Below are 23,068 nucleotides of genomic sequence, written 5' to 3' on the forward strand. Positions count from 1 at the left end.
TGCTAAATCGTTACACCCCGCGGCGGCCGTGAAAAAGCGTGAAAAATTCGCGGGCAAACAGTCCTTGCACTCTTGCAGGACGAGCGGTTACAATCACGCCCCGAAGCGCAGCAGCTGTTTGAGTTGGATCAGCACCGGCGAAAATAGTTGACAGCATTTTGTGCTTGCTTCATACTCTGCGGTTCTTCGCGGGTGGGGTGGCCGAGTGGTTAAAGGCAGCAGACTGTAAATCTGCCCTCTTACGAGTACGCTGGTTCGAATCCAGCCCCCACCACCAAGTTGATTGCGGAATTTGCAGTTGCGGTTGCAGGAGTTGGCCTCGCGGGTGTAGCTCAATGGTAGAGCAGAAGCCTTCCAAGCTTACGACGAGGGTTCGATTCCCTTCACCCGCTCCAGTTAATTCGTGCAATGCATGAATATCGCCCTTGTAGCTCAGTGGTAGAGCACTCCCTTGGTAAGGGAGAGGCCACGTGTTCAATCCACGTCAAGGGCACCAGAATTTTAGTAGTAACAAAAAACCGACGGCAGGGCGCGTGCCCGGCTTCTTCAAAATCGTTAGGATCGTTAGGAGTCTAAAATGGCAAAGGAAAAATTCGAACGGACCAAGCCGCACGTGAACGTCGGCACCATCGGCCACGTTGACCACGGCAAGACCACCCTGACGGCGGCGATTGCAACCGTTCTGTCGAAGAAATTCGGCGGCGAAGCAAAAGCGTACGACCAGATCGACGCTGCTCCGGAAGAGAAAGCACGCGGCATCACCATCAACACCGCGCACGTCGAGTACGAAACCGCAAACCGTCACTACGCCCACGTTGACTGCCCGGGCCACGCTGACTACATCAAGAACATGATCACCGGCGCAGCGCAGATGGACGGCGCGATCCTGGTTTGCTCCGCTGCTGACGGCCCGATGCCGCAGACCCGCGAGCACATCCTGCTGGCTCGCCAGGTGGGTGTTCCGTACATCATCGTGTTCCTGAACAAGTGCGACCTGGTTGACGACGCAGAACTGCTGGAACTGGTCGAAATGGAAGTGCGCGAGCTGCTGTCGAAGTACGAGTTCCCGGGCGACGACCTGCCGATCATCAAGGGTTCGGCACGTATGGCGCTGGAAGGCGACACCGGCGAGCTGGGCGAGCAGGCCATCATGAAGCTGGCCGACGCACTGGACACCTACATCCCGACCCCGGAACGTGCCGTTGACGGCGCCTTCCTGATGCCGGTGGAAGACGTGTTCTCGATTTCGGGCCGCGGTACCGTGGTGACCGGTCGTGTCGAGCGCGGCATCATCAAGGTCGGCGAAGAGATCGAAATCGTCGGTATCAAGGACACCGTGAAGACCACCGTGACCGGCGTCGAAATGTTCCGCAAGCTGCTGGACCAGGGTCAAGCTGGCGACAACGTCGGCCTGCTGCTGCGCGGCACCAAGCGTGAAGAAGTCGAGCGTGGCCAAGTGCTGGCCAAGCCGGGTTCGATCAAGCCGCACACCAACTTCACCGGCGAAGTGTACGTGCTGTCGAAGGAAGAGGGCGGTCGTCACACCCCGTTCTTCAACAACTACCGTCCGCAGTTCTACTTCCGTACCACTGACGTGACCGGTTCGATCGAACTGCCGGCCGACAAGGAAATGGTCATGCCGGGCGACAACGTGTCGATCACCGTCAAGCTGATCGCTCCGATCGCGATGGAAGAAGGCCTGCGCTTCGCAATCCGCGAAGGTGGCCGTACCGTCGGCGCCGGCGTGGTGGCCAAGATCCTCGCCTAAGACGGTCTGCAATACCGAGGCAGGACTCCAACCGGTCCTGCCTCGTCAACAAAGGCTTGCCACGAAGCGCGCGCTTGGTGGTAGAATTGCCGGTTCAACTGAGAAGTTTTCGTAGGGGCGTAGCTCAATTGGCAGAGCGTCGGTCTCCAAAACCGAAGGTTGGGGGTTCGATGCCCTCCGCCCCTGCCACCGAATCTGGTGCGGGGCACCGAAAGTAAAACTAGTATGTCTAATCAATCCGTGCAAACCGTCGGCAACCCGGGCGACAAGCTGAAGGTTGCGCTGGCGGTGGTTGCTACGATTGCAGGGCTCGTCGGGTTCTTTTACCTGAAAGGCCAAAACAAACCAGCCCTGGTCGCCGCAGGCGCCCTCGTGGCTGGTTTGGCTTTTGCCGTCCTGCTTTTGTGGACCTCCACCTCCGGCCGTGACTTCCTGGGCTTTGCCAAGGAAGCGGTCCGCGAGACCAAGAAGGTTGTTTGGCCGACCCGCAAGGAAGCCACCCAGATCACTGGCATCGTGTTTGCCTTTGTGCTGGTGATGGCGATTTTCCTGTGGGGCACGGATAAGATTCTCGAATTCACGCTGTACGACGTCATACTGGGCTGGAAACAATAATGAGCGAAAACGTGCAAGATAGCGTGCCGGGCGATGTCCCGGCATCTGACGCTGGCGCCACGCCGGCGGGCGCTCCCGTGAGTGTCCCGGTCAGCAACAAGCGCTGGTACGTCGTTCACGTCTATTCCGGCATGGAAAAGAGCGTGATGCGCGCGCTGATCGAGCGCATCGCCCGCGCCGGCATGACCGAACAGTTCGGCCAGATCCTGGTTCCGACCGAAGAAGTGGTCGAAGTCAAGAACGGCCAGAAATCCGTCTCCGAGCGCCGCTTCTTCCCTGGCTACGTGCTGGTCGAGATGGACATGACCGACGAGACCTGGCACCTGGTGAAGAACACCCCCAAGGTCACCGGCTTCATCGGCGGCAAGAGCAACAAGCCGACCCCGATCCCGGCGCGCGAAATCGACAAGATCATGCAGCAGGTGCAGGAGGGCGTCGAGAAGCCCCGGCCCAAGGTGCTGTACGAAGTGGGCGAGCAGGTCCGCATCAAGGACGGCCCGTTCACCGACTTCAACGGCAATGTCGAGGAAGTCAACTACGAGAAATCGAAAGTGCGCGTCTCGGTCACCATCTTCGGTCGCGCCACCCCAGTCGAGCTCGAGTTCGGGCAGGTCGAAAAAGTGTAATCGGCGCCACGCCGATTACATCTCCGCGAAGGCGGAGATCCAGGTTTTATTCAACGCCCGAATCGGAGCGTCGCAGCAATCAGGCGGAATCCGATAAGAGGAGCCCCGCCTGGCAAGTAGTAGCACGGCGGGGCGCTACTACTCAGATCCAACATAGGAGCCATCATGGCCAAGAAAATCGTTGGTTTTATCAAGCTGCAAGTGCCGGCTGGTAAAGCAAACCCGTCCCCCCCGATCGGCCCGGCGCTGGGTCAGCGCGGTCTGAACATCATGGAATTCTGCAAGGCGTTCAACGCCAAGACCCAGGGCATGGAACCTGGCATGCCGATTCCGGTGGTGATCACCGCCTTCGCGGACAAGTCGTTCACCTTCGAGATGAAGACCCCGCCGGCGACCTACCTGATCAAGAAATTCGCTGGCATCACCAAGGGCTCGGCCAAGCCGCACACCGACAAGGTGGGCTCGCTGACCCGCGCGCAAGCGGAAGAAATCGCCAAGCTCAAACAGCCTGACCTGACCGCCGCCGACATGGACGCTGCTGTGCGCGTCGTGGCTGGCTCGGCTCGTTCGATGGGCATCACGGTGGAGGGTATCTAATGGCTAAGCTGTCCAAACGCGTCAAGGCCATGAAGGCCGCTGTTGACCGCAACAAAGTGCACGGCTTCGACGAAGCAGTTGCCCTGATCAAGAAGTTCGCCACCGCCAAGTTTAACGAGTCGATCGACGTCGCCGTGCAACTGGGCGTGGATCCGAAGAAATCGGACCAGGTGGTGCGTGGTTCCGTGGTGCTGCCGGCTGGTACCGGCAAGACCGTGCGCGTGGCTGTGTTCGCCCAGGGCGAAAAAGCCGAGCAGGCCAAAGCCGCCGGCGCTGACATCGTCGGCATGGAAGACCTGGCAGAGCGCGTGAAGGCCGGCGACATGCCGTTCGACATCGTGATCGCTTCGCCGGACACCATGCGTATCGTCGGTACCCTGGGCCAGATCCTGGGCCCGCGCGGCCTGATGCCGAACCCGAAGGTTGGCACCGTGACCCCGGACGTGGCTGGCGCCGTCAAGAACGCCAAGGCCGGCCAGGTCCAGTACCGCACCGACAAGGCAGGTATCGTGCACGCGACCATCGGCCGCAAGTCGTTCAGCGACGAAGATCTGAAGAGCAACCTGGTTGCCCTGATCGACGCCCTGAACCGCGCCAAGCCGGCAACGTCGAAAGGCGTGTACCTGCGCAAAGTGGCAATCTCGTCGACCATGGGCGCTGGCGTGCGCGTTGACCACGCCACCCTGACCGGCGCTGCTGCTTAAGGCGACGCCGTCTTCCTCGGCACTGCCGAGGAAGACTCCCCGCGAAGGCGGGGATCCAGGTGTTGGTTTTGAATTGAATTAAGTCCCCGTCCGCAAGGATGGGGCGCATCTTTGGGCTGGCGGGATTTCCCGCCAGGTTATCAAAGACCGTTGGGCCGAATGCAGCAAGCAGGCAAGAGGTTAATAGACCACCCAACGCAGATGGCGAACCCGAACAAGTTTTGTAGCTCATGCCGCGTGAATTCATCCGCGTTGGTTTGACTTCTTAACTTCGGACGCCGTGTTCGAACCGATGGAAGGCGACTAGCCATCCATCATTTAAGGAGGTTGACCGTGGGTCTTAATCTGAATGACAAAAAGGCCGTCGTCGCCGAAGTTTCCGCAAAAGTAGCAACTGCGCAAACGATCGTCGTGGCCGAGTACCGTGGCATTCAGGTGTCTCACTTGACGCAACTCCGTGCAAAAGCGCGTGCCCAAGGCGTGTACCTGCGTGTTCTGAAGAACACCCTGGCGCGCCGTGCTGTCGAAGGTACGCAGTTTGCCCCGCTGGCTGACGCCATGACCGGCCCGCTGATCTACTCGATCTCGGACGACGCCGTTGCAGCAGCAAAAGTCATCAGTGACTTTGCTAAAACCAACGACAAGCTGGTCCTGAAAGCCGGTAACTACGCAGGCAAGCAACTTGACGTTGCTGGCGTGACTGCGTTGGCAAGCATTCCGAGCCGTGAAGTCCTCATCGCCCAGCTGCTGGGCGTCATGCAGGCACCGGTGTCGGGCTTTGCACGTGTTCTGGCTGCGGTTGCAGCGAAAAAAGGCGAAACCGAAGCCGCTTAAGGCTCGCGTCTTTTTCTCAAGTACACATCTGAACTACATTCAATAAAATCTGGAGTTACAAATGGCAATTAGCAAAGAAGAGTTCCTGGACGCAGTTGGCGCAATGTCGGTCATGGAACTGAACGACCTGGTCAAGGCATTCGAAGAGAAATTCGGCGTGTCGGCAGCTGCAATGGCAGCTCCGGCAGCTGGCGGCGCCGCTGCTGGTGGCGCAGCTGCTGCTGAAGAGCAGACCGAGTTCAACGTCGTGCTGGCTGAAGTCGGCGCGAACAAGGTCGGCGTCATCAAGGCCGTCCGCGAAATCACCGGCCTGGGCCTGAAAGAAGCCAAAGACCTGGTCGATGGCGCACCGAAGACCGTCAAGGAAGCCCTGCCGAAAGCCGACGCTGAAGCCGCTAAGAAGAAGCTGGAAGAAGCTGGCGCGAAAGCCGAGCTCAAGTAATAAAAATAAGCAATGGGTGCCAACCGGCACCCTGCGCCGGAGTCAAAGCCCGAAACCCCGCCGTGAAGGTGGGGTATGCGGCTTTGGCTCTTTTGTCGTCTCTGCTACCGCAACAACAGCAGGGCCGGTAGGGTGGGCACTCGTGCCCACGCGTTCAACCGGCGGTAAAGCAGTGGCAGCACCAGCAGTACCAAAAGTACCAGAGTCACCGGCAGTACGTAGCACGGTTGTCTAATTTACCTGGCGGGCAGTTCGAGACTTGAGGACTTGGTTGTGGGCCGCAAGGCCAGCACAGGCAAATCCTGAATTCTCATCCTTTCTGTCACTCACGGAGTGTCCATGCACTACTCATTCACTGAGAAGAAACGCATTCGCAAGTCGTTCGCGAAGCGCGCCAACGTTCACAACGTTCCCTATCTTCTGGCAACCCAGCTCGAGTCCTACGAGCAGTTCTTGCAAGCCGATACTCCTGTCACCGATCGCAAGAACGAAGGCCTGCAGTCGGCTTTTTCGTCGATTTTCCCGATCGTGTCGCACAACGGTTTCGCGCGCCTCGAGTTCCTGTCCTACGTGCTGGGCGACCCCGCCTTCGACGTCAAGGAATGCCAGCAGCGCGGCCTGACCTTTGCCTCGCCGCTGCGCGCCAAGGTGCGCCTGGTGATCCTGGACAAGGAATCGCCGACCAAGCCGGTCGTGAAAGAGATGAAAGAACAGGAAGTGTACATGGGCGAACTGCCGCTCATGACCGCCAACGGCTCGTTCGTCATCAACGGCACCGAGCGCGTGATCGTCTCGCAGCTGCACCGTTCGCCGGGCGTGTTCTTCGAGCACGACCGCGGCAAGACCCACTCGTCGGGCAAGCTGCTGTTCTCGGCACGCATCATTCCTTACCGCGGCTCGTGGCTGGACTTCGAGTTCGACCCGAAGGACATCCTGTTCTTCCGCGTCGACCGCCGCCGCAAGATGCCGGTGACGATCCTGCTGAAGGCAATCGGCATGACGCCGGAGCAGATCCTGGCCAACTTCTTTGTGTTCGACAACTTCATCCTGCGCCAGGATGGCGGCGAGATGGAATTCGTGCCGGAGCGCCTGCGCGGTGAAGTCGCGCGTTTCGACATCGTCGATCCGAAGTCGGGCAAGACCATCGTGACGAAGGACAAGCGCATCAATGCCAAGCATGTGCGCGACATCGAAAACGCCGGCATCAAGCACATCTCGGTGCCCGAGGACTACCTCGTGGGCCGCGTGCTGGCCAAGAACATCGTTGACCAGGAAACCGGCGAGATCATCGCCAACGCCAACGACGAGCTGACCGACGAGCTGCTGGGCAAACTGCGCGACGCCAACGTCAGCGAAATCCAGACCCTGTACACCAACGACCTGGACCAGGGCGCCTACATCTCGCAGACCCTGCGCACCGACGACACCGCCGACCAGATGGCTGCGCGCATCGCGATCTACCGCATGATGCGTCCGGGCGAACCGCCGACCGAAGAGTCGGTGGAAGCGCTGTTCAACGGCCTGTTCTACAGCCCGGAGCGCTATGACCTGTCGGCCGTGGGCCGCATGAAGTTCAACCGCCGCATCGGCCGCGACGAGCTGACCGGCGCGATGACGCTGTCGAACGAAGACATCCTGGCCGTGATCAAGATCCTGGTCGAACTGCGTAACGGCCGTGGCGAAGTGGACGACATCGACCACCTCGGCAACCGCCGCGTGCGCTGCGTGGGCGAGCTGGCCGAAAACCAGTTCCGCGCCGGCCTCGTGCGTGTCGAGCGCGCCGTCAAGGAACGCCTCGGCCAGGCCGAAGCGGACAACCTGATGCCGCATGACCTGATCAACAGCAAGCCGATCTCGGCCGCGATCCGCGAATTCTTCGGTTCGTCGCAGCTGTCGCAGTTCATGGACCAGACCAACCCGCTGTCGGAAATCACCCACAAGCGCCGCGTCTCGGCCCTTGGCCCGGGCGGCCTGACCCGCGAACGCGCCGGCTTCGAGGTGCGCGACGTGCACCCGACCCACTACGGCCGCGTGTGCCCGATCGAAACGCCTGAAGGCCCGAACATCGGCCTGATCAACTCGCTGGCACTGCACGCCCGCCTGAACGAGTACGGCTTCCTCGAGACCCCGTACCGCCGCGTGGAAGACGGCATTGCGACCGACAAGATCGACTACCTGTCGGCGATCGAAGAAGGCCGCTACATCATCGCCCAGGCGAACGCGACCCTGGACGAGAACGGCAAGCTGATCGACGAGCTGGTGTCGGCCCGTGAAGCTGGCGACCCGATCCTGGTCTCGCCGGAGCGCATCCAGTACATGGACGTGGCCCCGGGCCAGATCGTGTCGGTGGCGGCATCGCTGATCCCGTTCCTCGAGCACGACGACGCGAACCGCGCGCTGATGGGCGCCAACATGCAGCGCCAGGCCGTGCCTTGCCTGCGTCCGGAAAAGCCGTTCGTCGGCACCGGCATCGAGCGCACCGTGGCCGTTGACTCGGGCACCACCGTGCAGGCTTCGCGCGGCGGCGTGGTGGACTACGTCGACGCCGGCCGTGTGGTGATTCGCGTCAACGACGACGAGGCACAAGCGGGCGAGATCGGTGTGGACATCTACAACCTGATCAAGTACACCCGTTCGAACCAGAACACCAACATCAACCAGCGTCCGATCGTCAAAGTGGGCGACCGCGTGGCCCGTGGCGACGTGATCGCCGACGGCGCATCGACCGACCTGGGCGAACTGGCACTGGGCCAGAACATGCTGGTGGCGTTCATGCCGTGGAACGGCCTGAACTTCGAGGACTCGATCCTGATCTCGGAAAACGTCGTGAAAGACGACCGCTACACCTCGATCCACATCGAGGAACTGTCGGTGGTTGCGCGCGACACCAAGCTCGGGCCTGAGGAAATCACCCGCGACATCTCGAACCTGGCCGAAAACCAGCTGGCACGCCTGGACGAATCGGGCATCGTGTACATCGGCGCCGAAGTGCAAGCCGGCGACGTGCTGGTCGGTAAGGTGACCCCGAAGGGCGAGACCCAGCTGACCCCGGAAGAGAAGCTGCTGCGCGCGATCTTCGGCGAAAAAGCCTCGGACGTGAAGGACACCTCGCTGCGCGTGCCGTCGGGCATGGTCGGTACCGTGATCGACGTGCAAGTGTTCACCCGCGAAGGCATCCAGCGCGACAAGCGCGCCCAGCAGATCATCGACGATGAGCTCAAGCGCTTCCGCCTGGACCTGAACGACCAGCTGCGTATCGTGGAAGGCGACGCCTTCCAGCGTCTGGAGCGCATGCTCGTTGGCAAGACCGTCAATGGCGGTCCGAAGAAGCTGGCCAAGGGCGCGCAGATCACCAAGGAATACCTGGCCGACCTGGACAAGTTCCACTGGTTCGACATCCGTCCGGCCGACGACGAGACCGCCAACGCACTGGAAGCGATCAAGGAGTCGATCAACGAGAAGCGCCACCAGTTCGACCTGGCCTTCGAAGAGAAGCGCAAGAAGCTCACCCAGGGCGACGAGCTGCAGCCGGGCGTGCAGAAGATGGTCAAGGTCTACCTGGCCGTCAAGCGCCGCCTGCAGTCGGGCGACAAGATGGCAGGCCGCCACGGTAACAAGGGTGTGGTCTCGCGTATCGTGCCGGTGGAAGACATGCCGTTCATGGCCGATGGTACCCCGGCCGACGTCGTGCTGAACCCGCTGGGCGTGCCGTCGCGTATGAACGTCGGCCAGATCCTCGAAACCCACCTCGGTTGGGCAGCGAAGGGCCTGGGCCTGCGGATCGGCGAGATGCTGCGTGCCAAGGCGCAAGCCGACGAAGTGCGTGCCTTCCTGCAGAAGATCTACAACGAAACCGGCAAGTCGGAAGACCTGGACAGCTTCAGCGACAACGAGATCCTGGACCTGGCGAACAACCTGAAGAACGGCGTGCCGTTCGCGACCCCGGTGTTCGACGGTGCGCACGAGGAAGAAATCCGCCGCATGCTGGACCTGGCGTTCCCGGACAACATCGCCAAGCACCTGGGCATGACCCCGTCGAAGAACCAGGTGACGATGTTCGACGGCCGTACCGGCGAAGCGTTCGAGCGCAAGGTGACCGTGGGCTTCATGCACATGCTGAAACTGCACCACCTGGTCGACGACAAGATGCACGCCCGTTCGACCGGCCCGTACTCGCTGGTGACGCAGCAGCCGCTGGGTGGTAAAGCCCAGTTCGGTGGCCAGCGCTTCGGTGAGATGGAGGTGTGGGCACTGGAAGCGTACGGTGCCTCGTACGTGCTGCAGGAAATGCTGACCGTGAAGTCGGACGACGTGAACGGCCGTACCAAGGTGTACGAGAACCTGGTCAAGGGCGACCACGTGATCGACGCAGGCATGCCGGAATCGTTCAACGTGCTGGTGAAGGAAATCCGTTCGCTGGGTATCGATATCGACCTGGAACGCGGTTAATCCCGGCGCGTACCGCTAACGTATGCGCCGTCATCCCGGCGAAGGCCGGGATCCATGCTGAGGCTCCGAAGTAGCTTACTCAGTATGGGCCCCGGCCTTCGCCGGGGCGACGGCGCAAAGTGAGTGGTGAAGTAGTAAGTAAAGAATTCAATCACCTGGAGTGATCAATGAAAGCACTGCTCGATCTATTCAAGCAAGTTCAGCAAAACGAGAGCTTCGACGCCATCAAGATTGGCCTGGCGTCGCCTGAAAAAATCCGTTCGTGGTCGTACGGCGAAGTCAAGAAGCCCGAAACCATCAACTACCGCACCTTCAAGCCGGAGCGTGACGGCCTGTTCTGCGCCAAGATCTTCGGCCCGATCAAGGACTACGAGTGCCTGTGCGGCAAGTACAAGCGCCTGAAGCACCGCGGCGTGATCTGCGAGAAGTGCGGCGTGGAAGTGACCCTGGCCAAGGTGCGCCGTGAGCGCATGGGCCACATCGAGCTGGCTTCGCCGGTCGCCCACATCTGGTTCCTCAAATCGCTGCCGTCGCGCCTGGGCATGGTCCTGGACATGACGCTGCGCGACATCGAGCGCGTGCTGTACTTCGAAGCATACGTCGTGACCGATCCGGGCATGACCCCGCTGAAGAAGTGCCAGATCATGTCGGAAGACGACTACGCCGCCAAGTACGAAGAGTACGGCGACGACTTCACCGCATTCATGGGCGCCGAGGGCATCCGTGAACTGCTGCGCTCGATCGACATCAACCGCGAAGCCGAAGCGCTGCGCGTTGAACTGAAAGAGTCGAAGTCGGAAGCGAAGATCAAGAAATACGCCAAGCGCCTGAAAGTGCTCGAGGCGTTCCAGCGTTCGGGCATCAAGCCGGAGTGGATGATCATGGAAGTGCTGCCGGTGCTGCCGCCGGAACTGCGCCCGCTGGTCCCGCTGGACGGCGGCCGCTTTGCGACCTCCGACCTGAACGACCTGTATCGCCGCGTCATCAACCGTAACAACCGCCTGAAGCGCCTGATGGAACTGCGCGCTCCGGAGATCATCACGCGCAACGAAAAGCGCATGCTGCAAGAAGCAGTGGACTCGCTGCTGGACAACGGCCGTCGCGGCAAGGCGATGACCGGCGCCAACAAGCGTCCGCTGAAGTCGCTGGCAGAGATGATCAAGGGTAAAGGCGGCCGCTTCCGCCAGAACCTGCTGGGTAAGCGCGTGGACTACTCGGGCCGTTCGGTCATCGTGGTGGGCCCGCAGCTGAAACTGCACCAGTGCGGCCTGCCGAAGCTGATGGCCCTGGAACTGTTCAAGCCGTTCATCTTCAACAAGCTCGAACTGATGGGCCTGGCGACCACGATCAAGGCCGCCAAGAAACTCGTCGAGCAGCAAGAGCCGGTGGTGTGGGACATCCTGGAAGATGTGATCCGCGAACACCCGGTCATGCTGAACCGTGCGCCGACCCTGCACCGCCTTGGTATCCAGGCGTTCGAGCCGGTCCTGATCGAAGGCAAGGCCATCCAGCTGCACCCGCTGGTCTGCGCCGCGTTCAACGCCGACTTCGACGGTGACCAGATGGCAGTGCACGTCCCGCTGTCGATCGAGGCACAGATGGAAGCCCGCACCCTGATGCTGGCTTCGAACAACATCCTGTTCCCGTCGAACGGCGAGCCGTCGATCGTGCCGTCGCAGGACATCGTGCTGGGTCTGTACTACGCAACGCGCGAGGCGATCAACGCCAAGGGCGAGGGCATGATGTTCCCGGACGTGTCGGAAGTGATCCGCGCGTACGACAACAAGGAAGTCGAGCTGGCGACCCGCATCACGGTGCGTATTGTCGAGCATCCGAAGAACCTTGAGGGCGGCTTTGACCGTACCGTGACCCGCTACGAGACCACCGTCGGCCGCGCGATCCTGTCCGAGATCCTGCCGAATGGCCTGCCGTTCTCGGTGCTGAACCGCCCGCTGAAGAAGAAAGAGATCAGCAAGCTGATCAACACGTCGTTCCGCAAGTGCGGCCTGCGTGCCACCGTCGTGTTTGCCGACAAGCTGATGCAGTCGGGCTTCCGCCTGGCAACGCGCGCCGGTATCTCGATCGCCGTGGACGACATGCTGATCCCGGACGTGAAGAAGACCCTGATCTCGACCGCCGAATCGGAAGTCAAGCAGATCGAGCAGCAGTACGCATCGGGTCTGGTCACCGCCGGCGAGCGCTACAACAAGGTGGTGGACATCTGGGGCAAGACCTCGGACGAAGTCGGCAAGGCGATGATGGACCAGCTCAAGGTCGAGCCGGTGGTCAAGCGTGACGGCAGCAACGGCACCCAGGAATCGTTCAACGCGATTTACATGATGGCCGACTCGGGCGCCCGTGGTTCGGCAGCCCAGATTCGCCAGCTGGCCGGTATGCGCGGCCTGATGGCGAAACCGGACGGCTCGATCATTGAAACGCCGATTACCGCGAACTTCCGCGAAGGCCTGAACGTGCTGCAGTACTTCATCTCGACGCACGGCGCCCGTAAGGGTCTGGCCGACACCGCGCTGAAGACCGCAAACTCGGGTTACCTGACCCGCCGCCTGGTCGACGTGACCCAGGACCTGGTGGTGACCGAGGACGATTGCGGCACCAGCAACGGCACGCAGATGAAGGCGATGGTCGAGGGTGGTGAAGTGATCGAAGCCCTGCGCGACCGTATCCTGGGCCGCGTGGCAGGCACCGACATCGTCAACCCGGAAACCCAGGCGACGCTGTACGAAGCCGGCACGCTGCTCGACGAAGACATGGTCGAAGAGATCGAGCGCCTTGGCATCGACGAAGTGAAGGTCCGCACCCCGCTGAACTGCGAAACCCGCTACGGCCTGTGCGCCAAGTGCTACGGCCGTGACCTTGGCCGCGGCATGCTGGTGAACGCCGGCGAAGCAGTCGGTGTGGTGGCAGCGCAGTCGATCGGTGAGCCGGGTACCCAGCTGACCATGCGTACCTTCCACATCGGTGGTGCGGCATCGCGTGCGGCAGTGGCATCGTCGGTGGAAGCCAAGTCGAACGGCACCATCCGCTTTACCGCGACCATGCGTTACGTCACCAACGGCAAGGGCGCCCAGATCGTCATTTCGCGTTCCGGCGAAGTGCTGATCACGGACGACCACGGCCGCGAGCGCGAGCGCCACAAGGTGCCGTACGGCGCGACCCTGAGCGTCAAGGACGGCATGGCAGTCAAGGCCGGCACCGCCCTGGCAACCTGGGACCCGCTGACCCGTCCGATCATTACCGAGTACGCAGGTACGATCAAGTTCGAAAACGTGGAAGAGGGCGTGACCGTCGCTCGCCAGGTGGACGAAGTGACCGGCCTGTCGACCCTGGTGGCGATCGACGCCAAGCGCCGCGGTTCGGGCAAGGCCATGCGTCCGCAGGTCAAGCTGCTGAACGAAGCGAACGAAGAAGTGAAGATCGCCGGCACCGAGCACAGCGTGACCATCGGCTTCCAGGTCGGCGCGCTGATCATGGTGAAAGACGGCCAGCAAGTGTCGGTGGGTGAAGTGCTTGCACGTATCCCGACCGAGTCGCAGAAGACCCGTGACATTACCGGTGGTCTGCCGCGCGTTGCCGAGCTGTTCGAAGCCCGTTCGCCGAAAGATGCCGGCATGCTGGCGGAAGTCACCGGTACGGTCGCCTTCGGTAAAGAGACCAAGGGCAAGCAGCGCCTGGAAATCACCGACATGGACGGCAACAAGCACGAGTTCCTGATTACCAAGGACAAGCAAGTGCTGGTGCACGACGGCCAGGTGGTGAACAAGGGCGAGATGATCGTGGACGGCCCGGCCGATCCGCAAGACATCCTGCGCCTGTTGGGTATCGAAGCGCTGGCCCGCTACATCGTGGACGAAGTGCAGGACGTGTACCGTCTGCAGGGTGTGAAGATCAACGACAAGCACATCGAGGTGATCGTTCGCCAGATGCTGCGTCGTGTGCAGATCACCGATGCCGGCGACACCGACTACATCGTCGGCGAGCAGGTGGAGCGTTCGGAGCTGCTGGAAGAGAACGACCGCGTCACCGCCGTGGGCAAGCTGCCGGCCTCGTACGAGAACGTGCTGCTGGGTATTACCAAGGCATCGCTGTCGACCGACTCGTTCATCTCGGCCGCATCGTTCCAGGAAACCACCCGCGTGCTCACCGAAGCGGCGATCATGGGCAAGCGCGATGGTCTGCGCGGCCTGAAGGAAAACGTGATCGTCGGCCGCCTGATCCCGGGCGGTACGGGTCTGGCGTTCCACCGCGCCCGCAAGGAGAAAGAGCAGTGGGAGGCGGAAGAGCGCGCCCAGCTGCTGCAGCAGGAAAAGGCCAACATGGCCGCCGAGCTGCAAGCGATGGAAGACCAGGCCAACGCCGCCCAGCAGGAAGCGGAAACGCATCCGGGCGACGGCGAGTAATCCTCGTCAGCTCCAACGAAAACGGCACCTGCGGGTGCCGTTTTTTTTAAGAATCATTGTTGGCAGCCAGCTGCCGTTAGCGAAGCTCAACAACAAAAGCGCCTGAGCGGAGCACTTGGCGGAGATGGCTTTCTTGGTGGGCGAATGCGTCAAATAGCGCCGGACGTCGGCAGTTGCCGAGGCGTACCCACAGGACCTGAGGAGGTATCTGGGTCTGCCGTTGCGCAATCATTTGGAAGTCCTGATCCTTTGTTACGATGACGAGATTGTGGTCAGTCGCGTAACGCCAGATGACGCTGTCGGCTGAGCATTCGAGCCCAACATCGGAAACATGGATTGCGTCCCAGCCCCTGCTTTGGAGGTATCGGGCGAGCGCGGCTGGTAGCTGATTGTCGATCAGCAGCCTCAAGCGCGGCCTTGTACTGGCTGGTCAACGGTGAGGGCTGCATAGCCCAAGGCAGCGCGGATGTCGTCTTCCTCCAAGGCGGGAAAATCGGCGAGAATTTCTTCGTGTGAAGCGCCGGCCGCCAACAGCGAAATGATGTCTGAGACTCGAATTCGCATCCCGCGAATACAAGGCCTTCCTCCGCACTTGTCGGGCTCCGAGGTAATCCGTGGGATCAGAACGCTTTCCATGCTGAATCGGCCGAGTGGCAAATCGTTGGGGACTTAATGCTACATCATAAAAGCTAACGCCCCCATTGTTCCTCCGCGTTAGCTGATCGCGGCCAAAGAGCAGCATTGTGCAGGGCAGCTGCATTAGCCGCACGCTCCCGTTACCGTCGCCTGAAGACCGCCCAGAGCCGCTGAGCGCCCGGCGTACAGCGCAAAGCCATGTACCCGGCAAATCCTATCGCAGATCGACCAGCCGAGACCGCTGCCACTCTCGACGCTTCCGCTCTTCCGGTAAAACCGCAGGCCCAGATTGCCAAGCTCTTCGGTGCTCAGCCCTGCGCCGCTGTCATCAACCGACAAGGTAAAACGGTTGTCCGCTTCCACCAACCGGCAGACGATACGTGCGCCAGTGCCGGAATAACGGACCGCGTTGTCGACGAGATTTCGTACCAGCGCGCGGAGCAGGGGTTCATTTCCCGATACCTTGCAGTGGCTTGGCCCATCGAATTCCAGCTGCTGGTTGCGGCCTATTGTGGATGGCGCCAGTTCGGCCACGACGTCACGGCATATTGAGGCGAGGTCGGTCGGTGCGAGTTGTGGCGCTGTTCCCGATTCCAGCCGCGACAAGGTGAGGAGCTGATTGACCAGGTGGGTCGCGCGGTCGCAGCCCGCCAGCGTCTGGCGCAGCGCCTGATCACGCACGCTGCTGTCCGGTTCGCCAAGCGCCACCTGGGCCTGTGCGCGGATCGCAGCAATCGGGGTGCGCAATTCGTGGGCCGCATCCGAGGTGAAACGGCGTTCGCTTTCGATGAGCGTGGCGATCCTGTCGAACAAGCCGTTCAACGCGCTCACCATCGGCATCATTTCTTTTGGCAGATCCTGCACGGGCAAGGGTTCCAGTGCCGCCGGGCGCCGCTGCGCCAGCGCCTGGCCCAACCGTTGCAAGGGCAGGAGCCCGGTGCGGATGGCCCACCACAGCGCCAGGGCCAGCAGCGGCAGCATGACCGCAAGCGGCCACAGGGCGCTGCGCAAGACCGCCAGCGAGATGGCATAACGGGAGTCGAGCTGTTCGCCGACGTACACCTGCACGTCGTTTTCCGCTCCGTGCGTGGCAAACACGCGCCAGGTGGCACCCGCGAGCCGCACGGTCGTGAAGCCGTCGTTCCGATGCTCGCGCGAACCCGTCATGGGTTCTGCGGGAGCGTTGGCCGAGCGTGCCGCCAGGCGTCCTTCGTGATAAACCTGGAACGCCACTTTGGGCGCGTAGCGGTGCAGCAGTGGCGCGTCGGCTTGGTGACCTTCGTCGCCAAAGCTGGTGGACTGCTGCACCACCAGCAGCGCCGCTGCTTGCGCCAGGTGGCTGTCCAACAGTTCATCGAGTTCGTCCTGCGCGTCGCGCCAGGTGGCGGCCAGTGCGACCAGCCATGCGACTGCAACCACGCCAAGGACCAGCCGCAGCAGCCGGCCCTGGAGCGAGCCCTTTGCGTTCATGCGGCGCCGTCCTTGGCAAGCATGTAGCCCACGCCACGCACGGTGTGAATGAGCGTTGCCCCCAGCTTGCGGCGCAGGTTATGCACGTGCACCTCGACCGCGTTGCTGTCCACTTCCTGGCCCCAGCTGTACAGGTGCTGCTCCAGCTGGTCGCGCGTGAGCACGCGGCCGGCATTGAGCAGGAAGGTCTGGAGCAGGTCGAACTCCCTGCCGGACAGTGCGACCGGTGTGCCGCCTTTGGTGACCGTGCGGGCGGCCGGTTCAAGGACGATATCCTGCGCGGCCAGGCACTCCTGCGTCTGGCCATGCGCGCGTCGCACGAGTGCGCGCAGGCGTGCGGCCAGCTCGTCCAGGTCGATCGGCTTGACCACGTAGTCGTCGGCGCCGCTATCGAGGCCGCGAACCCGGTCCGGCACCGCATCGCGCGCGGTGAGCACCAGCACCGGCACCTTGACTCCCGCGCGCCGGATGGCCGCGAGCACGTCCATGCCGTCCTTGCCGGGCAGGCCCAGGTCCAGCACGGCGGCCCCGTACGGTTCGGCGCGCAATTCCTGTTCGGCGACATCCCCACTGCGCACCCAGTCCACCTGGAAGCCGCGCTGGCGAAGGCCCGCGCGCAGGCCGTCGCCGAGGAGTGCATCGTCTTCTGCAAGCAGTATTCGCATCAGGTCATTGTCGCACGAAGCGTGGCTCAGTCGTCATCGTCCTTGCCGCCGTGGTGCTGGGTCGCGACCGCATGCACCCCGATTTGCGCCGCAGGTTCGGCCTGCCACTGCCACCACCAGAATCCGAGCACCGCTGCCAGCACAACCGCTGCAATCCCGCGCCATGCCCTGCGGATGCCTTCGCCCGGCGTGCGCGGCTTGGTCCCGCTGATCATGCTGGCGACGAGGTTTTCGCGGTGCAGGACGCTGCTGAGCAGAACTGCGCCAACGTGCACTCCAACGAGGGCCACCATGGCGCCGGCAATCGCTTCGTGCACTTCTTCGGTCCAGTGGCCGGCGATGTCGTTATAGTTGGCCCAACCGCTCGCAACCAGCAGCACCGTGGTGCCGAGCAGGGCGATGATCGCCAGTGCGCCGGCCGGGTTGTGGCCGACGTGGTGCTCGGGATGGCGCGAGAACAATGAGCGCAGGTAGCGCAGCGCCGCGCCAGGCCCGCGTACGAATTGCGAAAAGCGCGCATAGCGGGTGCCCGCCAGGCCCCAGATCAGGCGAAAGCCGACCAGGCCCGCCATGGTGTAGCCCAGGGTGACGTGCACTGCGCGCAGCGAGTCGTTTTCGGCGGTGAGGTAAGCGCCGGCGAAGCACAGCGCCATCAGCCAGTGGACAACCCTGACCGGGGCGTCCCAGACCAGCATGCGGCTTTCCGCCGCGTCGCTGGCGGGAGCGTCAGCGTGGGAAACAGAGGTCGTGTTCATCGAAGACTCCTTGGTTGATTCGACAGAGAGCCAGCACTGTGTTGGCTCTTCTTGTCCACCATGCTCGGTTCGCGAGCTTAAGGAGTTCTTAACGATGGCTGCGTTACTTGTTCGATCTCAGTGGGCGCCGCATGTACACCGCCGTGCCGGGATAGGTTTGCAGGTTGGCCGCTTGCGTGGCGTCCGCCGCGTCGTGCAGGACGAAGCCGTGCTGCTCCCAGAATGGCTGCGAGCCCTGCACCGCGACCAGGGCCGCGTGCGTAAAGCCACGCGCGAGCGCGCTGGCGACGGCAAGCTCGACCAGGTTGGAACCCGCGCCAGACCGGGCGGCGCGCCGCGAGACGGCCAGGTCATGCAGGTAGAGCGTGTCGCCACCGGGCTGCACGTGGAACAGGCCGCCGAGCGGAGTGACTCGCCCAAGCGTGGACGGGTACGCGAACAGGTAAGCGAAGAGACCTTGTTCGTCATGCGCGACCCAGCAGAAATCGCGCGCGGCGGCGATGCGCTGCTCGACGGTCTGTCGGTCTTCGCGCAAGGCGGCGGGGTAGCATTCACGCTGGACGCCAAGGATCGCCGACACATCTGCCGGACCGGGGCTGCGATAGGCGCGCGTCATGGCGCAGCCCTTGTGGAGGTGAGGATGTCTGGTTTCATCTGTTCCCGTGGCCGCGCATGACGGCCGTTGAATTCGTGAAAAGGCGGCGTGCCGGTGCTTGCGCCGGCACCACCAATCCGTGTTTGGGAGGGGGCTCGGGAGTGCGGTCTCAGGCACTCGCCGAGCCTAGTGAAGCCAGGCGGAGCCTCGTGCGGACGAAGACGCGCGGCGCAGGTTCGATACGCGACCTTGACTGGACGCAGAACACTGCGGACGAGCGGGATGGACAGCTGCAATCGGGCGCATATCACCGTGCCGACGGGGCACGGGGGTGTTGTACGCGAGATCGAGGAACTTGGTCACCGGCATATGCAAAGCGTTAATGCAGTTGGGGCGAGTATAGGCCCTTGAAGCGCGGTGTCAACCTGCAGTGCCGCATGGATTTTCGAAACCCCGCTCGGGACCAACGGCGATTACTTGCCCTGCAAGCGGCGCGAAAACGAGACCGCATAAGCCGGCGAGCGGAAGGTCAGGATCGGGTCGCTGGTCGCCGCAATGCCGTCTGCCATCACCAACGGGTCGTAGTTGATCTTCTCGCAGGCGCCGCCTTTTTGCGGCATGGCGGACGACAAGGCCAATGTCCCGGCCTTGAATTCCTTGCGATCTTCCGGCCAGAGAACCGTGGGATCGGTTTCGGTGTCGCCGGGTTGGCCGATGGTCACCACCATGTCCCAGCGCACCGGGCCCTTTTTGATCCGCTCGATCAGCTCTTGCGCCAGGAAGTCACGCGGCATCGATCTGAGCTGCGCGTCGGTCAGGCGTTTTTCACCGTCCTGCGGCACAAAACGCCAGCGTACCAGCGTTGTCTTGTTGTTCTTGTCGATGTACTTGAAGGTGTGGACGCCGAAGTAGGCGCTGTTGGCAAAGCTGACCGGCGGGTGGTGCGTCGTGAGGAACTCGGACTGCGCGCGCGCATCGGGATGGCTGTCGAGGAAGGCCTTCACCTTTTTCGGGTCAGGCTTGCCGGTGGACGGATCGGGCTTGGTGGCGACCAGGTTGTCGAAGAAGGTTTTGGGCTGCGCCGCGCCGAACATCGGCGTGCTGATCATCGTGATGTGCTGCAGCTTGTCGTCCGGTAGCCGGAATTCGAGCGCCATGCCGCGCGCGTTCGGCGTTGTATCGGGCGCGTTCGGGTCGCCGCCTGCGATGGAGAAGCGCGCGACGACCGGAACGGGCTTGCCCGAAAAGAGGGCGGACCGGGAATAGGTGGCGGCCTGTTTGGTGCCGACGAATTCGCCGGCGGCGCACACGCCCTTGATGTGGTTGCGCCGCTCCCCGGCGTGCACGCCGAAGGTGTTTTCCAGCTGGTCCACCACTTGCGTTGCGTTGACCGCGGTTTGCGCGGACGCGGCTGCGCTCCATGCGAACAGGCCGAGCGCAAGCAGGAACAACCGCCGAACGGATCGTGTTTGAAAGCGCTGCATTGGTGCCTCCTCTTGGGTGCGCTGGCGCGCGGGCCGAACGTTCAGCGGCGGCGCCAGCATGACACACGGTCACGCGCCACGTATGAGCGCACGCAAAGGAAGCGCCGGTCTGGCTAGCGCGCCTTCGCCCGCAGCGTGTGGACGGTGTTGTGCACCAGTTCGCGCACCGGTGCGCATCCCAGCTTGGCCAGCTCCTGCACGCTGCGTGTCTTGCCCGCTTCCTGCGCGACGAGGTAGCCGAGGTAGTAGCCGCGCCGTGCCGGCAGAGCGGTCTTGTCGCCCGCGCGCAGGAACAGGCCGGAATAGCTTTCGCTGTCCTTGTTGTCCAGCACCTGCTCGAGCTGCTCCAGCGCGGCGGGCAGCACGGCCGCGGTGCGGTCTGCCATGTGGTCGGGGATCTCGAGCAGCAACTGGTCGTTGTCGGCGTCGGGGTTCAGCACCTTGGCCACGTACACCGCCAGCCCTTCGCGCCACAGCGACACCCAGTTCGCCTCATCGCATTCGGACATCGCGCTGTGATAGGTGTGGAACAGCTCATGGTGGAAGAACGGGCTGTCGCTGCCTGCGCCGTGGTACTTGACCATGCCGTCGATGCCGAAGATCAGGTAGTCCTTGCCGCCGATCTGGCGAATGCCGCCATCCATTTCGCCCAGCGAGTGCACGACATAGATTTCGTGGTTGGAAACGAAATCGGGGAAGGTGGCTTTGAAGCTGGCGATATTTTTCGGCAGCTCGGTTTCGAAATTGCGGGCCTTGACGAGGTAGCCCTCGCGAATCGCCGGGAAGTCGTCGATGGCGCGCTGGATCTTGGCGTCCTGCTTTTCCTGCGTGACGGAGCCGTTGAAACGCGCAATCTGGTAAAAGCCGGGAAAGCCGGGAGCGATACGGGCCTTGAATTGTGCCAGCTGCTCGGCTTTGGGCTTGTCCCTCACGGTGTCCCAGAACTGGACGAAATCCATCGACACGTTGTGCACGACCGGCTCGGCGGCGTGGGCAAGGGTGGACAGGGAGGCGGCAAGGGCAAGTAACGGACGGCGCATTCATTTCTCCGCAATGGTCAAGCCGGCAATGTTGCCATGCGCGAAGTCCGGGCCGCAAATGTGCGTTGCATGCATATTTGCTAATACGCCACACCGGCGCTGTCCTGGGCGTTTGGATAGCCGTTGCCCGCTGGCCAGATATCGCCGCCGTTGTGAAGTTTCAGCGCAGAAAAGTCGGCCAAATGTTTATTTAGCGGAAGATTGTGAATCGCCTGGGGCTATTCTTGCGGAAATGTTGACATTTCTACCGCTACCGATCAGTATGCCTCACTAACGTCGTTCAACTTCCCTACAAGTCGTGTCACGCAAAAAGAACAGTCGTCAATGGGCCAGGCTCCGGATCCTCTGCTCCACAGGGCTGCCGTTGATGACCATCGTGCCGGATGCGTTCGCGCTCGTGCGCGAGCTCATTCCCAACGCGGCCGCAACCTTGTTCCTGCGTGCCGAGGCGGGTGACGCGGCCAACGAGCCGCCGCTCGACGACGCGGCGACGACGGTCCTGCCGCCGCCCAACGGCTACTACTTCAGCGATGCCGTGAACTTTGGCCCGGTGCGGCGCCACGACTACGAGTTCGTGCTCGAACGCGCGCTCGACCGTGGCGGCGAGTCGCTGGGCTCGGTCACCCTGCTGCGCAACCAGGGGCCGGACTTCGACGCGCACGACGACGAAGACCTGGGACGCGTGGCCACCTATTTCGAGCATGCCCAACGCAATGCGCTGGCGCCTGCGACCGGCCTGTCCGGGGTCATCGAGGATGAGGCGATGCTGCTGGCCACGACCAGCGGCCAGATCCTGTTCCTGAGCGATTCGGCCGGTGCGCTGCTGGACCAGCTGGCGTCGCAGGAGCAGCAGGTCTTCGACCGCCGCATGCTGCCGCCGTTCTGCCAGCGGCTGGTGGAGTCGGTGGTGTACGGCGACCGCTACCCGTGGCGCCTGCCGTCCTGCACGCTGGCGCTGGCCGGCGGGGCGCTCGAGGCGCGCGCGCAGTGGATGGGGGCCGGCGGCGTGCCGCTGGCAACCGCGCTCGACCCGGCCCACAGCCGGACGGTCGGCATCTTCCTCAAGTTCGTCGTTCCCATGCCGCTGCGCATCTGGCGCGCCCTCAATACGGTCGAGCTGTCCCCGCAGCAGATGGAGGTCGCGTACTGGATGGGCGTAGGCGGCGGCCGCGAAGCCGCACGCGCGCGCATGGATGTGAGTGATGCCGTGCTGCGTGACTGTGTGAAAGCGGTCTACGAGAAATTCGGCTGCACATCGGAGGCAGGCTTGCTCGCCATCCTGCGCCCGGCCGTCTCGCGAATGTAAAACAAAGTCCCATTACTATCCCCCATTGATGGGGATAGATTACACAAAGTTAGAAAATTACTATTTCCTCTTCAATTGAGCGATGGAGGGGGATCTGATGAAGAAGCAATGGATTGCTGCTGCTACGGCATGGGTGTCGGCGCTGGCGGTGGCCGCATCGCCGGAGCTGCACGTGCCGATGTCCGTGCTGACCGACAGCGGCACCGGCGCCTCGGCCGGCAGCGTGACGATCACGGAAACGCCGCATGGCGTCGTGTTCACCCCGGCGCTGACCGGGCTGCCGCCGGGCATGCACGGCTTTCACGTGCACGAAGTGGGCAACTGCAGCGCTGGGATGAAGGATGGCAAGTCGGTGGCAGGCCTGGCCGCGGGCGGCCACTACGACCCGGCCGGCAGCAAGCACCACGGGTTGCCGTGGGGCGATGGCCACCTGGGTGACCTGCCGGCGCTGTACGTGGATGTATCGGGCAACGCCAACATGCCGGTGCTGGCGCCGCGCCTGAAGCTGGCGGACGTGAAGGGCCGCGCGCTGATGGTGCACGTGGGCGGCGACAACCACTCGGACCATCCGGCGGCGCTGGGCGGTGGCGGTGCGCGCCTGGTGTGCGGCGTGATCCAGTAAGCCTTCACCATCAGCTTCAACCCGTCGTCCCCGCGCAGGCGG

The 23,068-nt window shown here is 62.6% G+C and carries 19 protein-coding genes and 4 tRNA genes; 15 read left to right on the top strand and 8 right to left on the bottom strand.

The genetic code is table 11. The features are described from left to right. Positions 1 to 191: 191 nt before the first annotated feature. From NX774_RS15195 to rpoC, 13 genes are all read left to right on the top strand, one after another. Positions 192 to 277: transfer RNA gene (locus NX774_RS15195), tRNA-Tyr, on the top strand. A gap of 44 nt (positions 278 to 321) precedes the next feature. Next, positions 322 to 395 (top strand) — tRNA-Gly (locus NX774_RS15200). Between the two features lie 26 nt (positions 396 to 421). Then, a tRNA-Thr gene (locus tag NX774_RS15205) sits at positions 422 to 496 on the top strand. A gap of 81 nt (positions 497 to 577) precedes the next feature. Continuing rightward, a complete protein-coding gene (gene tuf, locus NX774_RS15210; RefSeq protein ID WP_258823083.1) occupies positions 578 to 1,768 on the top strand; it encodes an elongation factor Tu in 1,191 nt (396 codons plus the stop codon). A gap of 113 nt (positions 1,769 to 1,881) precedes the next feature. Continuing rightward, positions 1,882 to 1,957: transfer RNA gene (locus NX774_RS15215), tRNA-Trp, on the top strand. A 36-nt stretch (positions 1,958 to 1,993) separates the two neighbouring features. Continuing rightward, the gene (gene secE, locus NX774_RS15220; RefSeq protein WP_258823084.1) at positions 1,994 to 2,383 is read left to right on the top strand and encodes a preprotein translocase subunit SecE; all 390 of its coding nucleotides are present in this window, start codon (positions 1,994 to 1,996) and stop codon (positions 2,381 to 2,383) included. Next, positions 2,383 to 3,009 (top strand): transcription termination/antitermination protein NusG, encoded by a 627-nt coding sequence (nusG, locus tag NX774_RS15225; protein WP_258823085.1) that lies wholly within the window; start codon positions 2,383 to 2,385, stop codon positions 3,007 to 3,009. Before secE ends, nusG begins: the two co-directional genes overlap by 1 nt. A 165-nt stretch (positions 3,010 to 3,174) precedes the next feature. Then, the gene (gene rplK, locus NX774_RS15230; protein ID WP_258823086.1) at positions 3,175 to 3,606 is read left to right on the top strand and encodes a 50S ribosomal protein L11; all 432 of its coding nucleotides are present in this window, start codon (positions 3,175 to 3,177) and stop codon (positions 3,604 to 3,606) included. Continuing rightward, complete coding sequence (gene rplA / locus NX774_RS15235) at positions 3,606 to 4,310, top strand: 50S ribosomal protein L1 (RefSeq protein ID WP_258823087.1); 705 nt, start codon at positions 3,606 to 3,608, stop codon at positions 4,308 to 4,310. The genes rplK and rplA overlap by 1 nt, the downstream gene beginning before the upstream one ends. Before the next feature lie 333 nt (positions 4,311 to 4,643). Then, the gene (gene rplJ / locus NX774_RS15240; RefSeq protein ID WP_258823089.1) at positions 4,644 to 5,144 is read left to right on the top strand and encodes a 50S ribosomal protein L10; all 501 of its coding nucleotides are present in this window, start codon (positions 4,644 to 4,646) and stop codon (positions 5,142 to 5,144) included. A 61-nt stretch (positions 5,145 to 5,205) separates the two neighbouring features. Next, positions 5,206 to 5,586 carry a 50S ribosomal protein L7/L12 gene (rplL, locus tag NX774_RS15245; protein ID WP_258823090.1) on the top strand — a complete coding sequence of 127 codons (381 nt, stop codon included), beginning with the start codon at positions 5,206 to 5,208 and terminating at the stop codon, positions 5,584 to 5,586. A gap of 339 nt (positions 5,587 to 5,925) precedes the next feature. Then, complete coding sequence (gene rpoB, locus NX774_RS15250; protein ID WP_258823091.1) at positions 5,926 to 10,035, top strand: DNA-directed RNA polymerase subunit beta; 4,110 nt, start codon at positions 5,926 to 5,928, stop codon at positions 10,033 to 10,035. A 167-nt stretch (positions 10,036 to 10,202) separates the two neighbouring features. Continuing rightward, positions 10,203 to 14,453, top strand: a complete 4,251-nt coding sequence (rpoC, locus tag NX774_RS15255) for a DNA-directed RNA polymerase subunit beta' (protein WP_258823092.1) — start codon at positions 10,203 to 10,205, stop codon at positions 14,451 to 14,453. Positions 14,454 to 14,529: 76 nt separating this feature from the next. On the opposite strand, the gene NX774_RS23500 is transcribed toward rpoC, so the two are convergent. The 8 genes from NX774_RS23500 to NX774_RS15290 form a co-directional block, all read right to left on the bottom strand. After that, a complete protein-coding gene (locus tag NX774_RS23500; RefSeq protein ID WP_370660438.1) occupies positions 14,530 to 14,862 on the bottom strand; it encodes a DUF5615 family PIN-like protein in 333 nt (110 codons plus the stop codon). Then, entirely contained in the window at positions 14,859 to 15,089 is a 231-nt protein-coding gene (locus NX774_RS15260) for a DUF433 domain-containing protein (RefSeq protein ID WP_258823093.1), read from the bottom strand. The genes NX774_RS23500 and NX774_RS15260 overlap by 4 nt, the downstream gene beginning before the upstream one ends. Positions 15,090 to 15,212: 123 nt before the next feature. After that, the gene (locus NX774_RS15265) at positions 15,213 to 16,559 is read right to left on the bottom strand and encodes an ATP-binding protein (protein ID WP_258823094.1); all 1,347 of its coding nucleotides are present in this window, start codon (positions 16,557 to 16,559) and stop codon (positions 15,213 to 15,215) included. Beyond that, the gene (locus tag NX774_RS15270; protein WP_258823095.1) at positions 16,556 to 17,224 is read right to left on the bottom strand and encodes a response regulator; all 669 of its coding nucleotides are present in this window, start codon (positions 17,222 to 17,224) and stop codon (positions 16,556 to 16,558) included. The genes NX774_RS15265 and NX774_RS15270 overlap by 4 nt, the downstream gene beginning before the upstream one ends. 26 nt (positions 17,225 to 17,250) lie before the next feature. After that, positions 17,251 to 17,979, bottom strand: a complete 729-nt coding sequence (locus tag NX774_RS15275) for a cytochrome b/b6 domain-containing protein (protein WP_258823096.1) — start codon at positions 17,977 to 17,979, stop codon at positions 17,251 to 17,253. Positions 17,980 to 18,082: 103 nt separating this feature from the next. After that, complete coding sequence (locus NX774_RS15280; RefSeq protein ID WP_258823097.1) at positions 18,083 to 18,595, bottom strand: GNAT family N-acetyltransferase; 513 nt, start codon at positions 18,593 to 18,595, stop codon at positions 18,083 to 18,085. Between the two features lie 452 nt (positions 18,596 to 19,047). Continuing rightward, positions 19,048 to 20,058 carry a catalase family peroxidase gene (locus tag NX774_RS15285; RefSeq protein ID WP_258823098.1) on the bottom strand — a complete coding sequence of 337 codons (1,011 nt, stop codon included), beginning with the start codon at positions 20,056 to 20,058 and terminating at the stop codon, positions 19,048 to 19,050. A gap of 113 nt (positions 20,059 to 20,171) precedes the next feature. Continuing rightward, positions 20,172 to 21,098 (bottom strand): hypothetical protein, encoded by a 927-nt coding sequence (locus NX774_RS15290; protein WP_258823099.1) that lies wholly within the window; start codon positions 21,096 to 21,098, stop codon positions 20,172 to 20,174. A gap of 367 nt (positions 21,099 to 21,465) precedes the next feature. Between NX774_RS15290 and NX774_RS15295 the strand changes: the two genes are divergently transcribed. Both NX774_RS15295 and sodC read left to right on the top strand, forming a co-directional pair. After that, positions 21,466 to 22,404 (top strand): helix-turn-helix transcriptional regulator, encoded by a 939-nt coding sequence (locus tag NX774_RS15295; protein ID WP_258823100.1) that lies wholly within the window; start codon positions 21,466 to 21,468, stop codon positions 22,402 to 22,404. Positions 22,405 to 22,501: 97 nt separating this feature from the next. Then, positions 22,502 to 23,026, top strand: coding sequence for a superoxide dismutase [Cu-Zn] SodC (sodC, locus tag NX774_RS15300; RefSeq protein ID WP_258823101.1), 525 nt, complete (start codon positions 22,502 to 22,504; stop codon positions 23,024 to 23,026). Positions 23,027 to 23,068: the final 42 nt, after the last annotated feature.

The sequence above is a fragment of the Massilia agilis genome (assembly GCF_024756255.1).
GTDB lineage: Bacteria > Pseudomonadota > Gammaproteobacteria > Burkholderiales > Burkholderiaceae_D > Telluria > Telluria agilis.

Excerpts from the sequence above, each read along its gene's own strand:
- tuf (WP_258823083.1), top strand. The coding sequence starts at position 578 with ATGGCAAAGGAAAAATTCGAACGGACCAAGCCGCACGTGAACGTCGGC.
- secE (WP_258823084.1), top strand. The coding sequence starts at position 1,994 with ATGTCTAATCAATCCGTGCAAACCGTCGGCAACCCGGGCGACAAGCTG.
- nusG (WP_258823085.1), top strand. The coding sequence starts at position 2,383 with ATGAGCGAAAACGTGCAAGATAGCGTGCCGGGCGATGTCCCGGCATCT.
- rplK (WP_258823086.1), top strand. The coding sequence starts at position 3,175 with ATGGCCAAGAAAATCGTTGGTTTTATCAAGCTGCAAGTGCCGGCTGGT.
- rplA (WP_258823087.1), top strand. The coding sequence starts at position 3,606 with ATGGCTAAGCTGTCCAAACGCGTCAAGGCCATGAAGGCCGCTGTTGAC.
- rplL (WP_258823090.1), top strand. The coding sequence starts at position 5,206 with ATGGCAATTAGCAAAGAAGAGTTCCTGGACGCAGTTGGCGCAATGTCG.
- rpoB (WP_258823091.1), top strand. The coding sequence starts at position 5,926 with ATGCACTACTCATTCACTGAGAAGAAACGCATTCGCAAGTCGTTCGCG.
- rpoC (WP_258823092.1), top strand. The coding sequence starts at position 10,203 with ATGAAAGCACTGCTCGATCTATTCAAGCAAGTTCAGCAAAACGAGAGC.
- NX774_RS15260 (WP_258823093.1), bottom strand. The coding sequence starts at position 15,089 with ATGGAAAGCGTTCTGATCCCACGGATTACCTCGGAGCCCGACAAGTGC.
- NX774_RS15265 (WP_258823094.1), bottom strand. The coding sequence starts at position 16,559 with ATGAACGCAAAGGGCTCGCTCCAGGGCCGGCTGCTGCGGCTGGTCCTT.
- NX774_RS15270 (WP_258823095.1), bottom strand. The coding sequence starts at position 17,224 with ATGCGAATACTGCTTGCAGAAGACGATGCACTCCTCGGCGACGGCCTG.
- NX774_RS15275 (WP_258823096.1), bottom strand. The coding sequence starts at position 17,979 with ATGAACACGACCTCTGTTTCCCACGCTGACGCTCCCGCCAGCGACGCG.
- NX774_RS15280 (WP_258823097.1), bottom strand. The coding sequence starts at position 18,595 with ATGACGCGCGCCTATCGCAGCCCCGGTCCGGCAGATGTGTCGGCGATC.
- NX774_RS15285 (WP_258823098.1), bottom strand. The coding sequence starts at position 20,058 with ATGCAGCGCTTTCAAACACGATCCGTTCGGCGGTTGTTCCTGCTTGCG.
- NX774_RS15290 (WP_258823099.1), bottom strand. The coding sequence starts at position 21,098 with ATGCGCCGTCCGTTACTTGCCCTTGCCGCCTCCCTGTCCACCCTTGCC.
- NX774_RS15295 (WP_258823100.1), top strand. The coding sequence starts at position 21,466 with ATGACCATCGTGCCGGATGCGTTCGCGCTCGTGCGCGAGCTCATTCCC.
- sodC (WP_258823101.1), top strand. The coding sequence starts at position 22,502 with ATGAAGAAGCAATGGATTGCTGCTGCTACGGCATGGGTGTCGGCGCTG.